Source organism: Arcobacter roscoffensis, assembly GCF_024267655.1.
Classification (GTDB): domain Bacteria; phylum Campylobacterota; class Campylobacteria; order Campylobacterales; family Arcobacteraceae; genus Arcobacter_B; species Arcobacter_B roscoffensis.
The window spans coordinates 1,281,311-1,295,900 of sequence record NZ_CP100595.1; the positions used below are offsets into that span (position 1 = coordinate 1,281,311).

A 14,590-nucleotide genomic window follows, 5' to 3' on the forward strand; every position below is an offset into this window, starting at 1 on the left:
GTAAGTGTTTAATTATGCATTTTTAAAAAAGCTTGATATTTTATATATTGAAAGTAATGAAAAGGACAATAGTTATTTAACTGAAATGCTTTGTAAGCAGTTTAGAAATGTAATCTCTGAAAAAAATGGTAAAGATGGATTAGATAAGTTTAAAAAAAACAAAGATGAAGAGTTTGAACTTGACATTGTAATTGTTTCTGAAAAACTTGATGACATGTCAGGGCTAGATGTTTTAAAAGGAATAAGAGAACTAAACTCAAATATTCCTGTAATCATTACAACTAATAAAATAGAAATTGAACCTCTTTTAGAGGCTATTGATTATCAAGCAACTGACTATTTACAAAAGCCAATAAATGCAAAAGATTTAGTTTTTAGTGTTGAAAATATATGTCAGAATAAATACCATGCGAAACTTAGAATTCAAGCTCAAAAAGATTTAGAAGATATAATTGAAGTTATTAACGAAGTTGCTTTAGTTATCAAAACAAATGAGCATGGAGAGATTACTTTTGTAAATAGTTTCTTTAGTGAAACTTCAAATTATAGTTTAGATGAATTAGTTGGTAGTAATTATGAAATTCTAAAAGATGAAGGTACTAACAAACTTATTTTTGAAGATTTATGGCATAAAGTAAAACAAGGTGAAATATGGGAAGGAAAGCTTAGATTTATTACAAAAAATAAAGATTTTTTCTATGTATATTTAACTGTTGTACCTGTTATGGATAAAAAAAATTCAAATATAAAAGAGTATATGTGGGTAAGTTTTCTTGCAACTCAAGATGAGTTGGAACAAAAAGAGTTTAAGAAAAAAGCTGCACAAAATATCCAAGCAAATAGACGCATAAATACACAAGCTAGAGAAAAAATCGATGAGCTTATAAATAAGCTTTCATTTTATAGAAATATTGAAACTCAAATAAGAAGTGAAAAAGAAAGAAATGCAAAGTTTTCTAATCAAATAATATTTTATAAAAAAGAGCTAGAGCAACTTGAAAAGAAGTTAAAAGAAACAAGTGAAAAAGCTAGTGTAAAGATTAAAAAAGTAGTTGCTGATGAAAAGGTAACTAGAGAGAAAAAAGATAAAGTTGTAAATGAACTAAGAGGACTAACAAAAGAGTTAGATATAAAAAATAAAACCATAAAAGAACTAACAAGTGAACTTGATTTACAAGTAAAAACAATCGAAAAACTAATGGCATCTATTGAAAGAAAAGAAAATCAAATAGGGATTTAAAGTATTGAAAGTGGCAGAGAGTGGGGGATTCGAACCCCCGGAGGCGTGAACCTCGCCGGTTTTCAAAACCGGTACTTTCGACCAACTCAGTCAACTCTCTACTGTTTTTAAAAGATGGTGCGAATGGTGAGAATCGAACTCACACTCCGAAACCGGAATGGGATTTTAAGTCCCACGCGTCTACCTATTCCGCCACACTCGCACACAGTATATCTCTAAAGTGGTGGTGAGGGAAGGATTCGAACCTTCGAAGCCGTAGGCGGCGGATTTACAATCCGCAGGATTTGACCACTCTCCAACCTCACCGTTTTAAAGAGGTCGAAATTATAGTTACTTTTTTATTAATTTAAAATTAAATTTTGTTAACTTTGCTATAATTTTTCAAATTTTATATAAATTAGGAGTTATTTTGATTAATAGAGAAGAAGTTAGTGAAAGAATGAGTAGAATTGTAGAGCATAATGGTGTAGTGTATCTTGCAGGAATTGTATCAGATGATAAAACTTTAGATATCAAAGGTCAAGCTGCAAGAGCTTTAGAAATAGCTGAGCAAAGATTAAATCAAATTGGTTCAAATAAAGATAGTGTTTTAAGAGTAGAAATCTTCTTAAAAGATATTTACAGAGATTTTCAAGATTTTAATAGTGTATGGGATGAGTGGGTTTCAAAAGAAAATCCTCCAGCTAGAGCTTGTGTTGAAGCAAATATGGCAAGTACTACAACATTAGTTGAGTTAGTAGTAACAGCAGTTAAAAGTTAAGTAATTTTACTTAACTTTTATCTTTTAAAGATGTCTTTGTCTTATGATACAGTTCTTACCATTACTCTTGGCGCTATAAAGTAGTTTATCTGCTTCATTTAGCATAAAGTCTAAGCTATCTTTATTTTTTCTCTTAGCTAGCCCTGAACTTATAGTATATTTTATTTTATCACCATTATATATTAAAAAGTCATTTTCTATGGATTCTCTTATTTTTTCACTAAGTTCATATGCCTTTTCTTCATTTAAGTCATAATAAACTATTGCAAACTCTTCTCCACCCAGTCGACCAAAAACATATTTACCATCTAATAAATCAGTTACTTTATTTGTAAAGTGTTTTAAAACTTCATCACCTGCTGGATGTCCATATGTATCATTTATAGTTTTAAAGTTATCAATATCAATCATTAAAACAGCTAAGTCTTTTTGTGTATTAGCTGAAAGATTAAATAGTTTATTTGCCTCATAGAAAAACATTCTTCTATTACTTATTTTAGTTAATTCATCAGTTTGTGAAAGGTATTTTAACTTTTCGTTTGATTCTTTCAACTTTTGCGTTTTTAAATCAATCTCTTTTGCTAATCTTTTATTATATTTTTGTAATATTTTGATATTTACATATATAAGTAAAAGAAGAACAAATAAGAATGTAGTAGTTATAATATTATAAAAAACAATAGTTTCTTTTCCTTTTTTCATAAAGTCCCTGTTGTTTTTTAATGAAAATGTAACTAAATGTGTTTTATCAAAACTATAATATTCAATATAATTTATGATTGTGTCTGATTCTTTTAATGTACTTACTTTTATATCTTTGATATAAATTGATCTTTCATCTTGATACTCTTCTAAGTGATTAGTTTTATCTAAAATATCTATATTTTTAAATGATTTATTTAATTTAGATAAACTTTTCTTAGTTATTTCTTTCCCTGAATATAAATAACCATTAGGTTTTGCTCTACTATCACTTGTTGAAATTTCATTTTTTGTGATGATAAAATATCTATTTTGATACTCTAGGATCTCTTTTTTAAATAAATTAGATATATTCTTTTTATTTAAGAATTTTTTTATTAGTTCTAATTCAAAGCTTTTTTTATCTTTTAAAAAATTAGAGTTTATATAGCTTGAGTAAATAGGCGTATTATTAATATTTGTAAATAACATAAAATCAAGATTTAAATCTTCTAAAGTATTAGAGCCTTCTCTAAAGTTTTCATTTATATACTCACTATTTTTATCATTTATAAATCTGTATGTAGCATCCCAATAAGCATAATCTACTGTTATACTTTCCACTCTTGATAACTCATTATCAATTATAGTTAAAAAAGAGTTGATGTTTTTTTTATTTTGTTCATCTTCAATATTTTCAAACTTAACTGTAAAAAAACTGTAACTTAAAGTATAGAATACAACTACAAGTATTGTAATAAATAGTACAGCTAAATATGAATTTGTTTTAAGAAGTAATGTTTTCATTACTGGTGTTCATGCTCTTTTATATTTGAAATAATCTTTTCATAAATTTTTTCATACTCTTCTTGTGGGATGCTATCTTCTTCTATTACAGCTAGAATATTTTGAAGTTCAACTAAAAATGATTCCATTTCTTTTATTGCATCTATATCATCTTGCGTTTCAACACCTTTTTCAAGTAATGTATGAAGATCTTCCACATAATGTTCTACTTCGGGAATCATTCCATTTTCAACTAGGTCTTTTAGCTTATTTTTTATTTCTGACATTTAAAATCCTTTATTTTACTGATTATATAATATTTTTTATAAATTGTTATATAACTAGTTTAAGAACAATTACTGTACAATTTTTTTATTATTATTTAAGGTGTTTTTGTGAGAAAAAATATTATTTTACAGTTTGTTGTTATGGTTGTTTTATTAGCAATAGTTATTACCGCATTAAGTCTATATAATTTAAGAAATATTGGTATTAAATCTGCAATTCATAATGCTCAGGCAATTTCAGAAGTTGTAAAAAGCGGTTTAACTTCTCATATGTTAAACAACAATATGCATCAAGTGGACACTTTTATAGATTCAGTATCTAATATGAACAATGTAAAAAACATATGGCTAGTTAGAGGTGAGCCTGTAAATAAACAGTTTGATAGAGTTGATAAGACGAAATTACCTAAAGATGCACTAGACAAAAGTGTATTATTAACTGGAAAAATGCAATATAAAATAGAAGAAACTTTTACAACTACCTCAGTTAGAGTTACAATTCCTTATAATGCAATTGCAATTAAAAATGTGGATTGTTTAAAATGTCATAATGTAGACCCAGGTGAGACTTTGGGTGCAGTATCCTTAGAACTTGATATTAGTGCTTTAAAACAAATTGGGATTGAATCAATTTATATAATAACGTTAGTCGTACTTTTTGCAATTTTGATTATTGTATATCTTTCAAGAAGAATTTTAAAACCATATATAGTTTTATTTGAAAAGTTTAGTGTAAATATAAGTAATGCAGTTCAAGGAAAATTTAAAAAAATCAGTACACCAACTGGTCTTACTAAAGATATGCTTTCTTTAACTGATGAATACAATAAATTAATGGTAAACTTTAAAGATACATCAATTGATATTGAACAAAAACTACATGGATTTATTGGCTACAAAACAGGTCAACATGGAAAAGATCCATTAAATGAATCAAAAGAGATTATTGATAATTTATCAAATCTTTATCAGTTTAAAAAAGAGATTGAACTTGATGACTCAAGGGATGAAATATATCAAAGGCTATCACAAGTATTCTCAAATAAGTTTAATCTAAAAGCTTTTAACTTTATAGAAATAGAAATGACTAAAAATAAAATGACTACTGTTGTTGAAAAAGGTGATATGTTTTGTTGTAAAACTACTTTAGAAGAAACTCCTGAGGTTTGTAGGGCAGCAAGAACTAAAAATGATGTAATATCAATGGATTTTCATAACACTTGTCCGTACTTTGAAAAAGAGGATCTTTTTTATTATTGTACAAATGTTGCAATTAGTAAAAATGTTAATCTTATTATAAACTTTGTATTTGAAAATAAAGAAGATTTAGAAGAATTAAAATCTCAAATTACATTTATTAAAAGTTATATAAATGAAGCTGCACCTTCACTTGAAGTTAAACTTCTTATGAAAGCATTACAAGAATCAGCATTTACAGATGGTCTAACAGGGCTTTATAATAGAAAATTCTTAGAAGAACATACTAAAAAACTTATTCCACATGCAAAAAGAGAAGATATTAATATTGGTGTTTTAATGCTAGACATGGATCACTTTAAAGCTGTAAATGATGAATATGGACATGATATAGGTGATAAAGTATTAAAAGAGTTAGCTATTATTTTAGATGAAAATGTAAGAGAATCAGATTTAGTTATTAGATATGGTGGTGAAGAGTTTATTGTTCTTTTAGTTGGAGTTAATAGTGAAGAAGATGCTTTAAGTGTTGCAAATAAAATTTCTAAAAAAGTTAGAGAAAATGAAATAGATGTATACGCAGGAGCTAAGCTTAAAAAGACAATCAGTACAGGATTATCAATGTTCCCACAAGACTCATCAAACTTTAATTCAGTTATTAAAAATGCAGATATTGCATTATATGAAGCAAAAAGTACAGGTAGAGATAAAGTTGTAAGATTTAAAGAAGAGCAGGTATCTAGTGTAGATTTATTTTAGTATAAACTAAGGGTAAAACCTTAGTTACACTAACTTTTCTTTTGAGATAACTATACCGTCATTATCAGCATAAATATAATCACCTCTATTAAAAGTTAAACCCTCGAAGCTTATTTCTTCACCTCTTGAAGATTCAGTCTTATCAAAGTTTCTTAAAGGACAAGTACCGATTGCGAATAATCCAACATTAATATTTTTAGTTTCATCAGTATCTCTTACATATCCATTTAAAATGATAGCTTGCCAGTTGTTTTTTGCTGCAAAAGCCATAAGTTTATCACCTACAACTCCAAAAAATTCTTGTGCATTATCAACAACTACAATTCTACCTTCACCATCTTCATCTCTTAGCATTTCTAAAAGTCTAAAGTTACTTTTATCAAGTTTTACTGTTTCAATTTGTCCATAAAATCTTTTTAAACCACCATAATTTTTAAATTTTGGTGATAAAATCTGTAATTTTTTATCTTGGTTTTCATCACATAAATCAGCTGTGTGTATATTCATATATTCTCCTTAATAGTTTCTTCCCATAGGTGCAATAGTAGTAGAAAAAAATGTATAAAAAGTGTAAACATTAAAAAAACATTAAAAAAAAATATTAATTTAAAAGAATAAGTAAAATAGTAACACTTGTGATAAAAAATATCATATACTTTACAGATAAATAAGTTATAATTTCAAAAATCTTAATCAAGGGTATTATATGGATATTGCTTTAACTACACCAGCACTATTATTTCCAGCTATTTCATTATTGTTATTAGCTTATACAAGTAGGTTTTTAACAACAGCTCAGCTTATCAGAGGACTTAGTGCAAATGCAAGAGATGGGAAAGTACCAAAAGCATCAAAACAAATAAAGAATTTAAAAAAAAGAGTTGACTTAATCAAATTAATGCAAATACTTGGCGTTTTATCTCTTCTTCTTTGTACCTTTTCAATGTTTTTACTTTTTTTAGAGTTTAAGACATTTGGGAATATTATTTTTGGAGTTAGTTTAATTTTGATGTGTGCTTCTTTAATTACTGCTATTTTTGAAATATCTATTTCAACAGGTGCAATCGAAATAGAACTTGAAGGTATTAAAAAATATTCAAAGGAGCATAAGAAAACTAAAGATGCTGATCTTGATATAAAAGAAGTACAAGAAGAAATTCAAACACAGCTAAAGAAAGAAGAAAAGTAATTATGAAAAAATTCACAAGAAATGCTATGTTTGAAATCTTAGAGTATTTACAAGATATTTTAAAAAAAAGCAGTGAGGCACAAATAGAAGTTTTAAACCCTGATTATGGAGTTGATTTATATGCAGGCGAGATAATAAAACTTGATGAAGAGTATATTTATCATTCATATAAAGCTTGGAGTGATTTAAGTGAGCTTTTGTATTGTAAACTTTTAACACCAAGTATTAAATCTAAATACACAGTAGTATTAACTTTTGTAAAGATAAATAAAAAAGAGTCTTTTCATAATACAAAAATTAATGATATAAGTGAAAAGTATGGGGAAGACTCTATTTTTTTTAGAATAAATAAAAATGAAGAACCAGCATTTTTATACTATTATAAACAAGCACTTTTAAATGCAAAAATACAAGAGAAAAAAAACATATTAAATTTAGGTATAAATAAAGCAGATGAGTTTGCTTTGATAAGTAAACTTTTATCAAAAGATGAACTATCACAAAAACAGTTTTTTGGGATTGATTTTTCAAAAACAGCAATAAACTACTCAAAACAAAGATTTCCCCAAGAAAATTTTAAATTTTATGCCCATGATATAAATGATTTAAAAAGTTTAAATCTAAAAAAAGCTGATTTGATTATTTCTATTGGAACATTGCAAAGTACAACACTTAATTTTAAAGAGTTATTTATGGATATTTTCCAAAATCATCTTGAAGAAAATGGGGCTATAATTTTAGGCTTTCCAAATTGTAGATGGCACGACACACAGATGATTTATGGTGCAAAAGCTGCAAATTATTCATTTTCCGAACAATCAGTGTTATATAAAGATGTATATTTCTGTAAAAAATATTTACAACAAAAAAAATATAGAGTTACACTTACTGGAAAGAATTATCTTTTCTTAACTGCAACATCAATAAAGAAATAAAATGTTTGTTTATTGCTACGCTTTTATGTTACAATTTATGAAATTTAACCAAGGAGTGTATTATGCCTAGTAAACACATTGAAATAAAAACATTTAAATTAGCTCACAGTTCTGATGATACTGTAAAAATTGAGCACGTTGAAAAACCATACGGTGAGTATAGTAGTCCTGTTGTTAGTATTGCAATTTATTCTCACGGTAAAGAAAAAACAGCAGAAGTTGAAATTCCTTATGAAAATATTGAAGAGTTTTTTAAAGCTTTAAATGAGTCAGTTGCTATGTGTGATTCTATTCCTAGAAGTGAACTTCATGGTGAACTAAATGCCAATGTAGGTGGCGGAGCTTAAAACTTTATAAATTCTACTTATAACAATTATAATAAATTTATTGTTAACTAATCTTAGATATAATTTTCGAAAAATTATATCTAGGAGCTAATTTGACTAAGTCAAACTTTTTAATTTTACTCTCTTTTATCACAGCCTGCATCGCAACAATGGGAAGCCTTTTTTTCTCAGAAGTTATGCAATTTGTACCGTGTAGTATGTGTTGGTATCAAAGAATTTTTATGTATCCTCTTGTTTTAATATTTTTAGTAAACACACTTTATCCTGATAATAAAGTCTTCAAATATGCTATGCCAATAGTGGTAGTTGGTTTATTGTTTGCTATTTATCACAATTTACTAATGTTTGGGATTATTCCTGAAAGTGTAGTTCCTTGTGTTCAAGGTGTACCTTGCTCAACTGAGTATATTAATTGGTTAGGTTTTATAACTATTCCATTTTTATCACTTAGTGCTTATTCTATAATATTTATCTTACTTTTAATGTATAAAAAGGAATTAAAAAATGAAAAATAAATCAGTAGTATTTATATCAATTTTCGTAATAGTAGCAGCTTTTATAGCAATGGTGTTTTTTTATCAACAAAAAACAACAAGTAGTATTGAAAAACTATCTCATACAGATGCTCCTTTTATTAGAGATCATTCTACAAAATTTGGGGATAATAAAAAAGGCGTGTATGTAGTAGAATTTATTGATCCTGAATGTGAATCATGTGCTTTATATCATAAAGTAGTAAAAGAACTTTATCGAACTTACTATGAGGATATTCAACTGGTTGTAAGATATTTAGATAATCATACTAATTCAAAATTTGCAATTAGAGTTTTAGAGGCTTCAAAAAATCAAAACATGTATCAAGCAGTACTTGATAAGATTTATGAAACACAAAGAATTTGGGCGCAACATAATAATGAAAAACCAGAACTTTTATGGGAAGAATTAAAAAGTGTTCCTTCTTTAGATGTGGAAAAATTAAAAGCAGATTTTGAAAATACAAATGTAGATAAAATCGTAAAAATTGATAGAGAAGATGCGACAAAATTGGGTGTTAGAGGAACTCCAACACTATTTGTAAATGGTGAAAAACTTCAAAGGTTATCATATCAAGATTTATTTGACTTAGTAGAATCAAAACTTTTTAAATAAAAAATGATTAAAGTATTATTCTTTATATTTATTACCTCATTATTTATAAAGGCTGATAGTATAAATATCGGTCTTTATGGTCTTGATAAAAAAGTAGCAAATGAAAAAACAGTAAAAAGACTTATGGAGAAGTTTCTAAGTGATATAAAAGGCTTAGAAAACTTAGAAGTAAGTGTTACAACTTATTATGATGAGAAAATTTTAAAAGAAGATTACTTATTAAATAAACTTAATCTTTTTTATTTGACTCCAAGTTTATATATAAAATATTTTAAATTTTTTAATGAAAATACAAAAGATTTGATTATTTTAAAAGACTCTGCAGATAATCATACTCAATATTTAAGTTTAGTAAATAAAACTTCAAAAATAGAATCCTATAAACACTTAAATGATAAAAATGTAAGTTTTTATACTAATCATAATCTATCAAAACTCTGGTTTATAAAAAGATATTATGAGGAAACAAATAATAAGAATATAAGTTTTCATATAAAAGATTATGCAAATTTTAATCAACACAAAAAAATCTTAGATGTATATTTTAACAAATTAGATTTAGCTGTTGTTCCTTCTCATGTTTGGGAAATTGCAAAAAGTTTAAATCCTAAAATAGTGCAAAGAGTAGAAATATTTGATAAGTCTGAAAAGATCTTTCCTTCTGTAGTTGGACTTTTTAATAAAAACTATAATCAATCTATAATCAAAACTCATAAAGAGTATATCAATAATGAAAAAAATAAAGATAGAATTAAAAAGATTTTAAGTCTGGTTCGTTATCAAACAGTAGAATCAATTGATAAAACAACATATAAGCAAGCCCATGAATTTTACAAAAAGTATGAAAAGTATTTTTATGAATAAATAGAAGTTTATTTTTGTATCAGTTAATAACTTATACCTTTTAAGTATAGATTATATAGTAAAAAGATTAAGAAAAAGAGTGTATACTAATAAAAGTAATAAAGTTAAATATTAAAGGAAGCAGGGGATGTCATTTTTAGAAAACCTAAAAGAGTTTTTTACTATTGCAAAGCAAACGAATTTTGATTTAGCACAAGTTTATGCACAAACACCAAATGGAGTTTATAGTACAGGTTTAGTTTTACTAGTGATTTTATTAGTTGTTCTATTTTTTATTAGAAGATCTATTAAAATCTCTTCAGCTGTTAAGTTAGCCTCACAAATTCAAAACTCAAAAGATATAAATGAGTATAATGAAAAGCTTGATAAGCTAGCAGCTGAGTTGCCTAAAAGAGGTCTTAAAGTTGCTCAAACTTTAAATGCTCAAAAAAATGAGATTTTAGAAAAAGAGTTAGAGCTTTTAGAAGAGTTAAATATCAAAGAAAAGATTGATAAGTATACACAAATAGCTTCAAAATATGAGTTAATAGCTAAAAACTCAAAGAAATATGCTATGAATGAATTAACTTCTTATTATGATCAAACAGCAAAAAAACTACTTGAAGTAAATCTTATAGAAGATATTAATACTTATAGTAAAAATGCTGCTTTCAATGAAAATGATCTTGAATTTGTAAATAGTATAGTTAAGTATGCAAATACTACACCAAATCCTGATGAAATTTTAAATTCAGTAATAAAAGAGATAAACTCTTATAGTTATGCATATAATTTAGATTTAGTAAAGTTTACAAAAGCTTTAACTAAAGATGAATCAAAGCAAGTTTATGAGAACTGTACTAATAACTTAGAATTAGTTTTAACATCAGGTGAACATAAAGTATCAGAAATAGTTTTATCATATCTTTTAGAAGAAAATAAAGAAGATGTTTATAACTATATTTCTACTTTAGAAAATAAAACTTACCTAGAAGATTTATATCATAACTTATTTGCAAAAAAAGATGATATTGATTTAGATCTAGCTTTTGTTGCAAATGAGACAAAAACTAATGTAGATTATGCAAGTTTTATTGATAAAAAAATCACTGATAACTGGAAAGATTTAAAACTTATGAAGCATATAATAAAAGCTCCACGAGTCTTAGAAACAATTGGACATGTAAGCTATAGATCTGTTTTAGAAAGAATTGAAAAACTTGAAACACAAGAAGAGAACAATAAAACAATTTTAGAGGCACTGCAAACTGCTAGAAGAGCTGAAGCTTTAGCTAAAGAAGCAAAAGATATAGCAAGGTCTAAATAGTATGGATGCTCTAACTTTAGTTTTAATACTTTTAATTATTTTTGCTACTTATTTAATTTACAAGCAATTTTCTCAAAAAATAGCAGTGAAACCAAGTGCTGTAAAGAAAGATGAAATAATTGAAGAGTATAAACAAAAGTTAGAGCAAATCAAAACTAATTATAAAGATGATGAATCAAAATTAAAAATAGAGAAAATGAAGTTTATAAAACAAGTTAATACTGAGCTTTCAATGAATCTATTTTTTGATGAACATGAAGCAAAAAAGATAATACAAGATTTACTTAAATAATCTTTGTATTATTAACAAACTGATATAATTCCACTTTTATTTTAGCATTTATGATTTATTAATCATTCTTAATTATAATTTTAAAAATCAAATTTCTAGGACTAATATGAAAAAAAACTTTTTAATTGCAGGAGCAATAACTTCGTTATTACTTTTCACAGGATGTGATACAAAAAGCTCAATCGATGAGAGTATGGTAGCAAAGCCAACAAAAGATAAAAAAGTAGGTGAGAATTTCGATTCTAAAGAATTTAAATTAACAACAGTTGATGGCAAAACAATAGAAGCAAGAACAACACTTACAGGGATTGATTTCAAGGATTATAAAGGAAAGGTTGTGTTAGTAGATATTTTTGCTACATGGTGTCCTCCTTGTATTAAAGGGCTTCCTGATATGAACAAGTTAAAAGAAAAGTATGATGGAAAGTTTGAGATTATTTCTGTTTTATTCCAAGATAATAAAACTATAGAAGAGATGCAAGCTTTTAAAAAAGAACATAATATAAAATATCCTATTGCAATTGGTGATGTAAATGCAAAATTTGCTAAAGAGTTAGGAGAGGTTACAAAAGTTCCTGAATACTACCTATATGATAAAGATGGAAATTATATTAAAAAGTTTGTTGGTGAAACTGACAAATCTTTATTTGAAAGATATATAGATAAGGCTATAAACAACTAAATTGGAGAGTTTTTAATTGAGATATGAAAATATGAGTTCATTTATTGTGATGGACATAGTAAGGGATGCTGCTGCATTTGAAGATACAATACATTTTGAAATAGGGCAGCCAGATTTAAAACCTAGTGCAAAGGTTAAGAAAAAGCTTTTAGAAGCTGTGGAAAATGATGAGTTTTCTTATACTGAATCAAAAGGTCTTGTAGAACTAAGACAAGAAATAGTTTCAATGTATAAAAGAAATTATAATGTGAATATAGATAAGGAACAAGTTATTTTAACTCCTGGAACATCAGGAGCTTTTTTGGTTGCTTATACCTTAACATTGAAGCATAACCATGTACTGGGATTATCAGATCCTTCATATCCTTGTTATAAAAACTTTGCAAGTATGTTAGATATAAAGCCTTGTTTTATGCCTATAGACAAATCAAGTGATTATGAGTTAACAGTTGAGCATCTAAAGAATAAAAAATTGGATGCCCTTCAAATATCTTCTCCTTGTAATCCAACAGGAAATATTTATAAAAAGAAGAATTTAAAAGAGCTTATAGAGTATTGTGAACACAATAATATAGCTTTTATTTCTGATGAGTTATATCATGGTTTAACATATGAAAAAGATGCAAACACAGCTTTAGAGTTTAGCGATAAAGCTTTTGTAATAAATGGTTTTTCAAAATACTATTGTATGCCAGGATTAAGACTTGGATGGATTATAGTTCCAAAAGAGCTTTCTAGACAAGCTGAAATTATTGCTCAAAATATATTTATTTCAGCACCTACTTTATCGCAATATGCAGCACTTGAGGCTTTTGATGAAGAGTATCTACAAGAAGTAAAGTCTATCTTTAAAGAAAGAAGAGATTATTTATATAATGAATTAAGTGATATTTTTGAAATAGATGCTAAGCCTGACGGAGCTTTTTATCTTTGGGCAAATGTATCAAAATATACAGATGATAGTTTTGCTTTTGCAAAAGAGCTTCTTGACTCTATTCATATTGCTACAACTCCTGGTATTGATTTTGGAGCAAATAAAACAAATCAATACTTAAGATTTGCATACACAAGAGATATAGAACATATGAAAGAGGGAGTTCAAAGATTAAAAGAGTACTTAAAAACTAGATAGTTTTAAATTATAAAATCTACTCCATTTATAAGTCCTGTCTTACCATTCTCTTTTATAAAAAAACTAGATTGTTTAAGATGGGCAAATCTATTTTCAATAGATTGATGATAATCAAAAGATGTTTTAGAATCACCTAAATAAATAGCTCCAACTCCTGCTTGAGTTAAAGAGATTAGTCTATCATCTCCTTTATCATTTTTTTCCCAAATCACCAAATCTTTGAAAATTGAATCATTTTCATCAATCCAGTTATTACTGTCTTTATCATAAGCTTTTAAATCTTTAAAACCATCACCACTTTTAGTTCCAAATAGTTCATTTGCACTATCTATTGCTTGATTACTATTTTTATCTATTGCTAAAAAACCTGCTCCATCTCTTAGAAGAGGTATTCTTTCAACTTTTCCATCATTATTTAAATCAAAAGCAAATTTTAAAGTAGGGTTTATATTATCAAAACTATTTAAAGTATCCTTATAGTTTATAATAAGTGGGTCTATAAATTTTTCATTTCCTAGATTTAGTTTTTCCTCATGAACTTCATAAAAGCTTTTTGAAAAAAATATTGATAGGTCTATTTCAAACTCTTTATTTGAAGTTTTTATTACAGCTTTTGTATTAAACTCAATACTATTTTCAAGTTGATATTGTGTTTTTGTATGTAGTCTAAAGCCCCAATTTACTTCATCATTTTTAAATTTATCTTTGTTATTAGGAAAAAAGCTAGTTTGTTTATCATTATTTACTTTAGAAGTAATCTCTTCTAATATTTGTTTTTTGATTTTATCTTCATTTGAGAGTTTTGATTCATCATTTGAGGCTAGATATATACCATTTAAATCTGCAACTACTGTAGTTTTTACAGCCTTTGTTTCTCTTGCACTTTTGAGTTCATTCATCCAAGAAGCAGAGCTTACTGAGCTACTTGTAAGTGAGTTTGAAACAGTATTTATTGTAATCTCTGATGATTCTATTTTCATAATA

Annotated in this window: 17 protein-coding genes and 3 tRNA genes; 13 read left to right on the forward strand and 7 right to left on the reverse strand. The window is 26.6% G+C overall.

From position 1 onward, the window contains the following. Positions 1-4: 4 nt before the first annotated feature. Positions 5-1,240, forward strand: a complete 1,236-nt coding sequence (locus NJU99_RS06015; protein ID WP_254577823.1) for a response regulator — start codon at positions 5-7, stop codon at positions 1,238-1,240. Between the two features lie 11 nt (positions 1,241-1,251). On the opposite strand, the gene NJU99_RS06020 is transcribed toward NJU99_RS06015, so the two are convergent. From NJU99_RS06020 to NJU99_RS06030, 3 genes are all read right to left on the reverse strand, one after another. Further along, positions 1,252-1,340 (reverse strand) — tRNA-Ser (locus NJU99_RS06020). 15 nt (positions 1,341-1,355) lie between these two features. Then, positions 1,356-1,442 (reverse strand) — tRNA-Leu (locus NJU99_RS06025). A gap of 19 nt (positions 1,443-1,461) precedes the next feature. Further along, positions 1,462-1,546: transfer RNA gene (locus NJU99_RS06030), tRNA-Tyr, on the reverse strand. A 103-nt stretch (positions 1,547-1,649) separates the two neighbouring features. Here NJU99_RS06030 and NJU99_RS06035 point away from each other — a divergent pair. After that, positions 1,650-2,000: a RidA family protein gene (locus tag NJU99_RS06035; protein ID WP_254577824.1), complete on the forward strand. Its 351-nt coding sequence runs from the start codon at positions 1,650-1,652 to the stop codon at positions 1,998-2,000. Positions 2,001-2,024: 24 nt separating this feature from the next. Here NJU99_RS06035 and NJU99_RS06040 read toward each other — a convergent pair whose 3' ends face one another. After that, on the reverse strand, positions 2,025-3,488 hold the full coding sequence (locus NJU99_RS06040) for a sensor domain-containing diguanylate cyclase (RefSeq protein WP_254577825.1): 1,464 nt from the start codon (positions 3,486-3,488) through the stop codon (positions 2,025-2,027). Next, entirely contained in the window at positions 3,488-3,754 is a 267-nt protein-coding gene (locus NJU99_RS06045; protein ID WP_254577826.1) for a hypothetical protein, read from the reverse strand. The genes NJU99_RS06040 and NJU99_RS06045 overlap by 1 nt, the downstream gene beginning before the upstream one ends. Before the next feature lie 108 nt (positions 3,755-3,862). On the opposite strand from NJU99_RS06045, the gene NJU99_RS06050 reads away from it, so the two are divergent. After that, positions 3,863-5,710 carry a GGDEF domain-containing protein gene (locus NJU99_RS06050; RefSeq protein WP_254577827.1) on the forward strand — a complete coding sequence of 616 codons (1,848 nt, stop codon included), beginning with the start codon at positions 3,863-3,865 and terminating at the stop codon, positions 5,708-5,710. A 24-nt stretch (positions 5,711-5,734) separates the two neighbouring features. Here NJU99_RS06050 and rraA read toward each other — a convergent pair whose 3' ends face one another. Next, positions 5,735-6,217, reverse strand: coding sequence for a ribonuclease E activity regulator RraA (gene rraA, locus NJU99_RS06055; protein WP_254577828.1), 483 nt, complete (start codon positions 6,215-6,217; stop codon positions 5,735-5,737). A 199-nt stretch (positions 6,218-6,416) separates the two neighbouring features. Here rraA and NJU99_RS06060 point away from each other — a divergent pair, with 199 nt between their 5' ends. The 10 genes from NJU99_RS06060 to NJU99_RS06105 all read left to right on the forward strand — a co-directional run bounded on the left by NJU99_RS06060 (position 6,417) and on the right by NJU99_RS06105 (position 13,606). After that, positions 6,417-6,899, forward strand: a complete 483-nt coding sequence (locus NJU99_RS06060) for a DUF2721 domain-containing protein (RefSeq protein WP_254577829.1) — start codon at positions 6,417-6,419, stop codon at positions 6,897-6,899. 2 nt (positions 6,900-6,901) lie between these two features. Beyond that, positions 6,902-7,834: a methyltransferase domain-containing protein gene (locus NJU99_RS06065; RefSeq protein ID WP_254577830.1), complete on the forward strand. Its 933-nt coding sequence runs from the start codon at positions 6,902-6,904 to the stop codon at positions 7,832-7,834. A gap of 62 nt (positions 7,835-7,896) precedes the next feature. Beyond that, on the forward strand, positions 7,897-8,181 hold the full coding sequence (locus NJU99_RS06070; protein ID WP_254577831.1) for a hypothetical protein: 285 nt from the start codon (positions 7,897-7,899) through the stop codon (positions 8,179-8,181). Positions 8,182-8,273: 92 nt separating this feature from the next. Beyond that, positions 8,274-8,696: a disulfide oxidoreductase gene (locus NJU99_RS06075; RefSeq protein ID WP_254577832.1), complete on the forward strand. Its 423-nt coding sequence runs from the start codon at positions 8,274-8,276 to the stop codon at positions 8,694-8,696. Next, the gene (locus NJU99_RS06080; RefSeq protein WP_254577833.1) at positions 8,686-9,330 is read left to right on the forward strand and encodes a DsbA family protein; all 645 of its coding nucleotides are present in this window, start codon (positions 8,686-8,688) and stop codon (positions 9,328-9,330) included. The genes NJU99_RS06075 and NJU99_RS06080 overlap by 11 nt, the downstream gene beginning before the upstream one ends. A gap of 3 nt (positions 9,331-9,333) precedes the next feature. Further along, the gene (locus NJU99_RS06085; RefSeq protein ID WP_254577834.1) at positions 9,334-10,194 is read left to right on the forward strand and encodes a PhnD/SsuA/transferrin family substrate-binding protein; all 861 of its coding nucleotides are present in this window, start codon (positions 9,334-9,336) and stop codon (positions 10,192-10,194) included. Between the two features lie 127 nt (positions 10,195-10,321). After that, on the forward strand, positions 10,322-11,500 hold the full coding sequence (locus NJU99_RS06090) for a hypothetical protein (RefSeq protein ID WP_254577835.1): 1,179 nt from the start codon (positions 10,322-10,324) through the stop codon (positions 11,498-11,500). Position 11,501: 1 nt separating this feature from the next. Then, the gene (locus NJU99_RS06095; RefSeq protein WP_254577836.1) at positions 11,502-11,792 is read left to right on the forward strand and encodes a hypothetical protein; all 291 of its coding nucleotides are present in this window, start codon (positions 11,502-11,504) and stop codon (positions 11,790-11,792) included. A 106-nt stretch (positions 11,793-11,898) separates the two neighbouring features. Further along, complete coding sequence (locus NJU99_RS06100) at positions 11,899-12,474, forward strand: TlpA family protein disulfide reductase (protein WP_254577837.1); 576 nt, start codon at positions 11,899-11,901, stop codon at positions 12,472-12,474. 16 nt (positions 12,475-12,490) lie between these two features. Continuing rightward, positions 12,491-13,606, forward strand: coding sequence for a pyridoxal phosphate-dependent aminotransferase (locus NJU99_RS06105; RefSeq protein WP_254577838.1), 1,116 nt, complete (start codon positions 12,491-12,493; stop codon positions 13,604-13,606). 2 nt (positions 13,607-13,608) lie between these two features. Here NJU99_RS06105 and NJU99_RS06110 read toward each other — a convergent pair whose 3' ends face one another. After that, a complete protein-coding gene (locus tag NJU99_RS06110; RefSeq protein WP_254577839.1) occupies positions 13,609-14,586 on the reverse strand; it encodes a hypothetical protein in 978 nt (325 codons plus the stop codon). Positions 14,587-14,590: the final 4 nt, after the last annotated feature.

Coding starts and splice junctions, on each gene's coding strand:
- NJU99_RS06080 (WP_254577833.1), top strand. CDS start 8,686: ATGAAAAATAAATCAGTAGTATTTATATCAATTTTCGTAATAGTAGCA.
- NJU99_RS06040 (WP_254577825.1), bottom strand. CDS start 3,488: ATGAAAACATTACTTCTTAAAACAAATTCATATTTAGCTGTACTATTT.
- NJU99_RS06095 (WP_254577836.1), top strand. CDS start 11,502: ATGGATGCTCTAACTTTAGTTTTAATACTTTTAATTATTTTTGCTACT.
- NJU99_RS06065 (WP_254577830.1), top strand. CDS start 6,902: ATGAAAAAATTCACAAGAAATGCTATGTTTGAAATCTTAGAGTATTTA.
- NJU99_RS06045 (WP_254577826.1), bottom strand. CDS start 3,754: ATGTCAGAAATAAAAAATAAGCTAAAAGACCTAGTTGAAAATGGAATG.
- NJU99_RS06090 (WP_254577835.1), top strand. CDS start 10,322: ATGTCATTTTTAGAAAACCTAAAAGAGTTTTTTACTATTGCAAAGCAA.
- NJU99_RS06085 (WP_254577834.1), top strand. CDS start 9,334: ATGATTAAAGTATTATTCTTTATATTTATTACCTCATTATTTATAAAG.
- NJU99_RS06070 (WP_254577831.1), top strand. CDS start 7,897: ATGCCTAGTAAACACATTGAAATAAAAACATTTAAATTAGCTCACAGT.
- NJU99_RS06100 (WP_254577837.1), top strand. CDS start 11,899: ATGAAAAAAAACTTTTTAATTGCAGGAGCAATAACTTCGTTATTACTT.
- NJU99_RS06060 (WP_254577829.1), top strand. CDS start 6,417: ATGGATATTGCTTTAACTACACCAGCACTATTATTTCCAGCTATTTCA.
- rraA (WP_254577828.1), bottom strand. CDS start 6,217: ATGAATATACACACAGCTGATTTATGTGATGAAAACCAAGATAAAAAA.
- NJU99_RS06110 (WP_254577839.1), bottom strand. CDS start 14,586: ATGAAAATAGAATCATCAGAGATTACAATAAATACTGTTTCAAACTCA.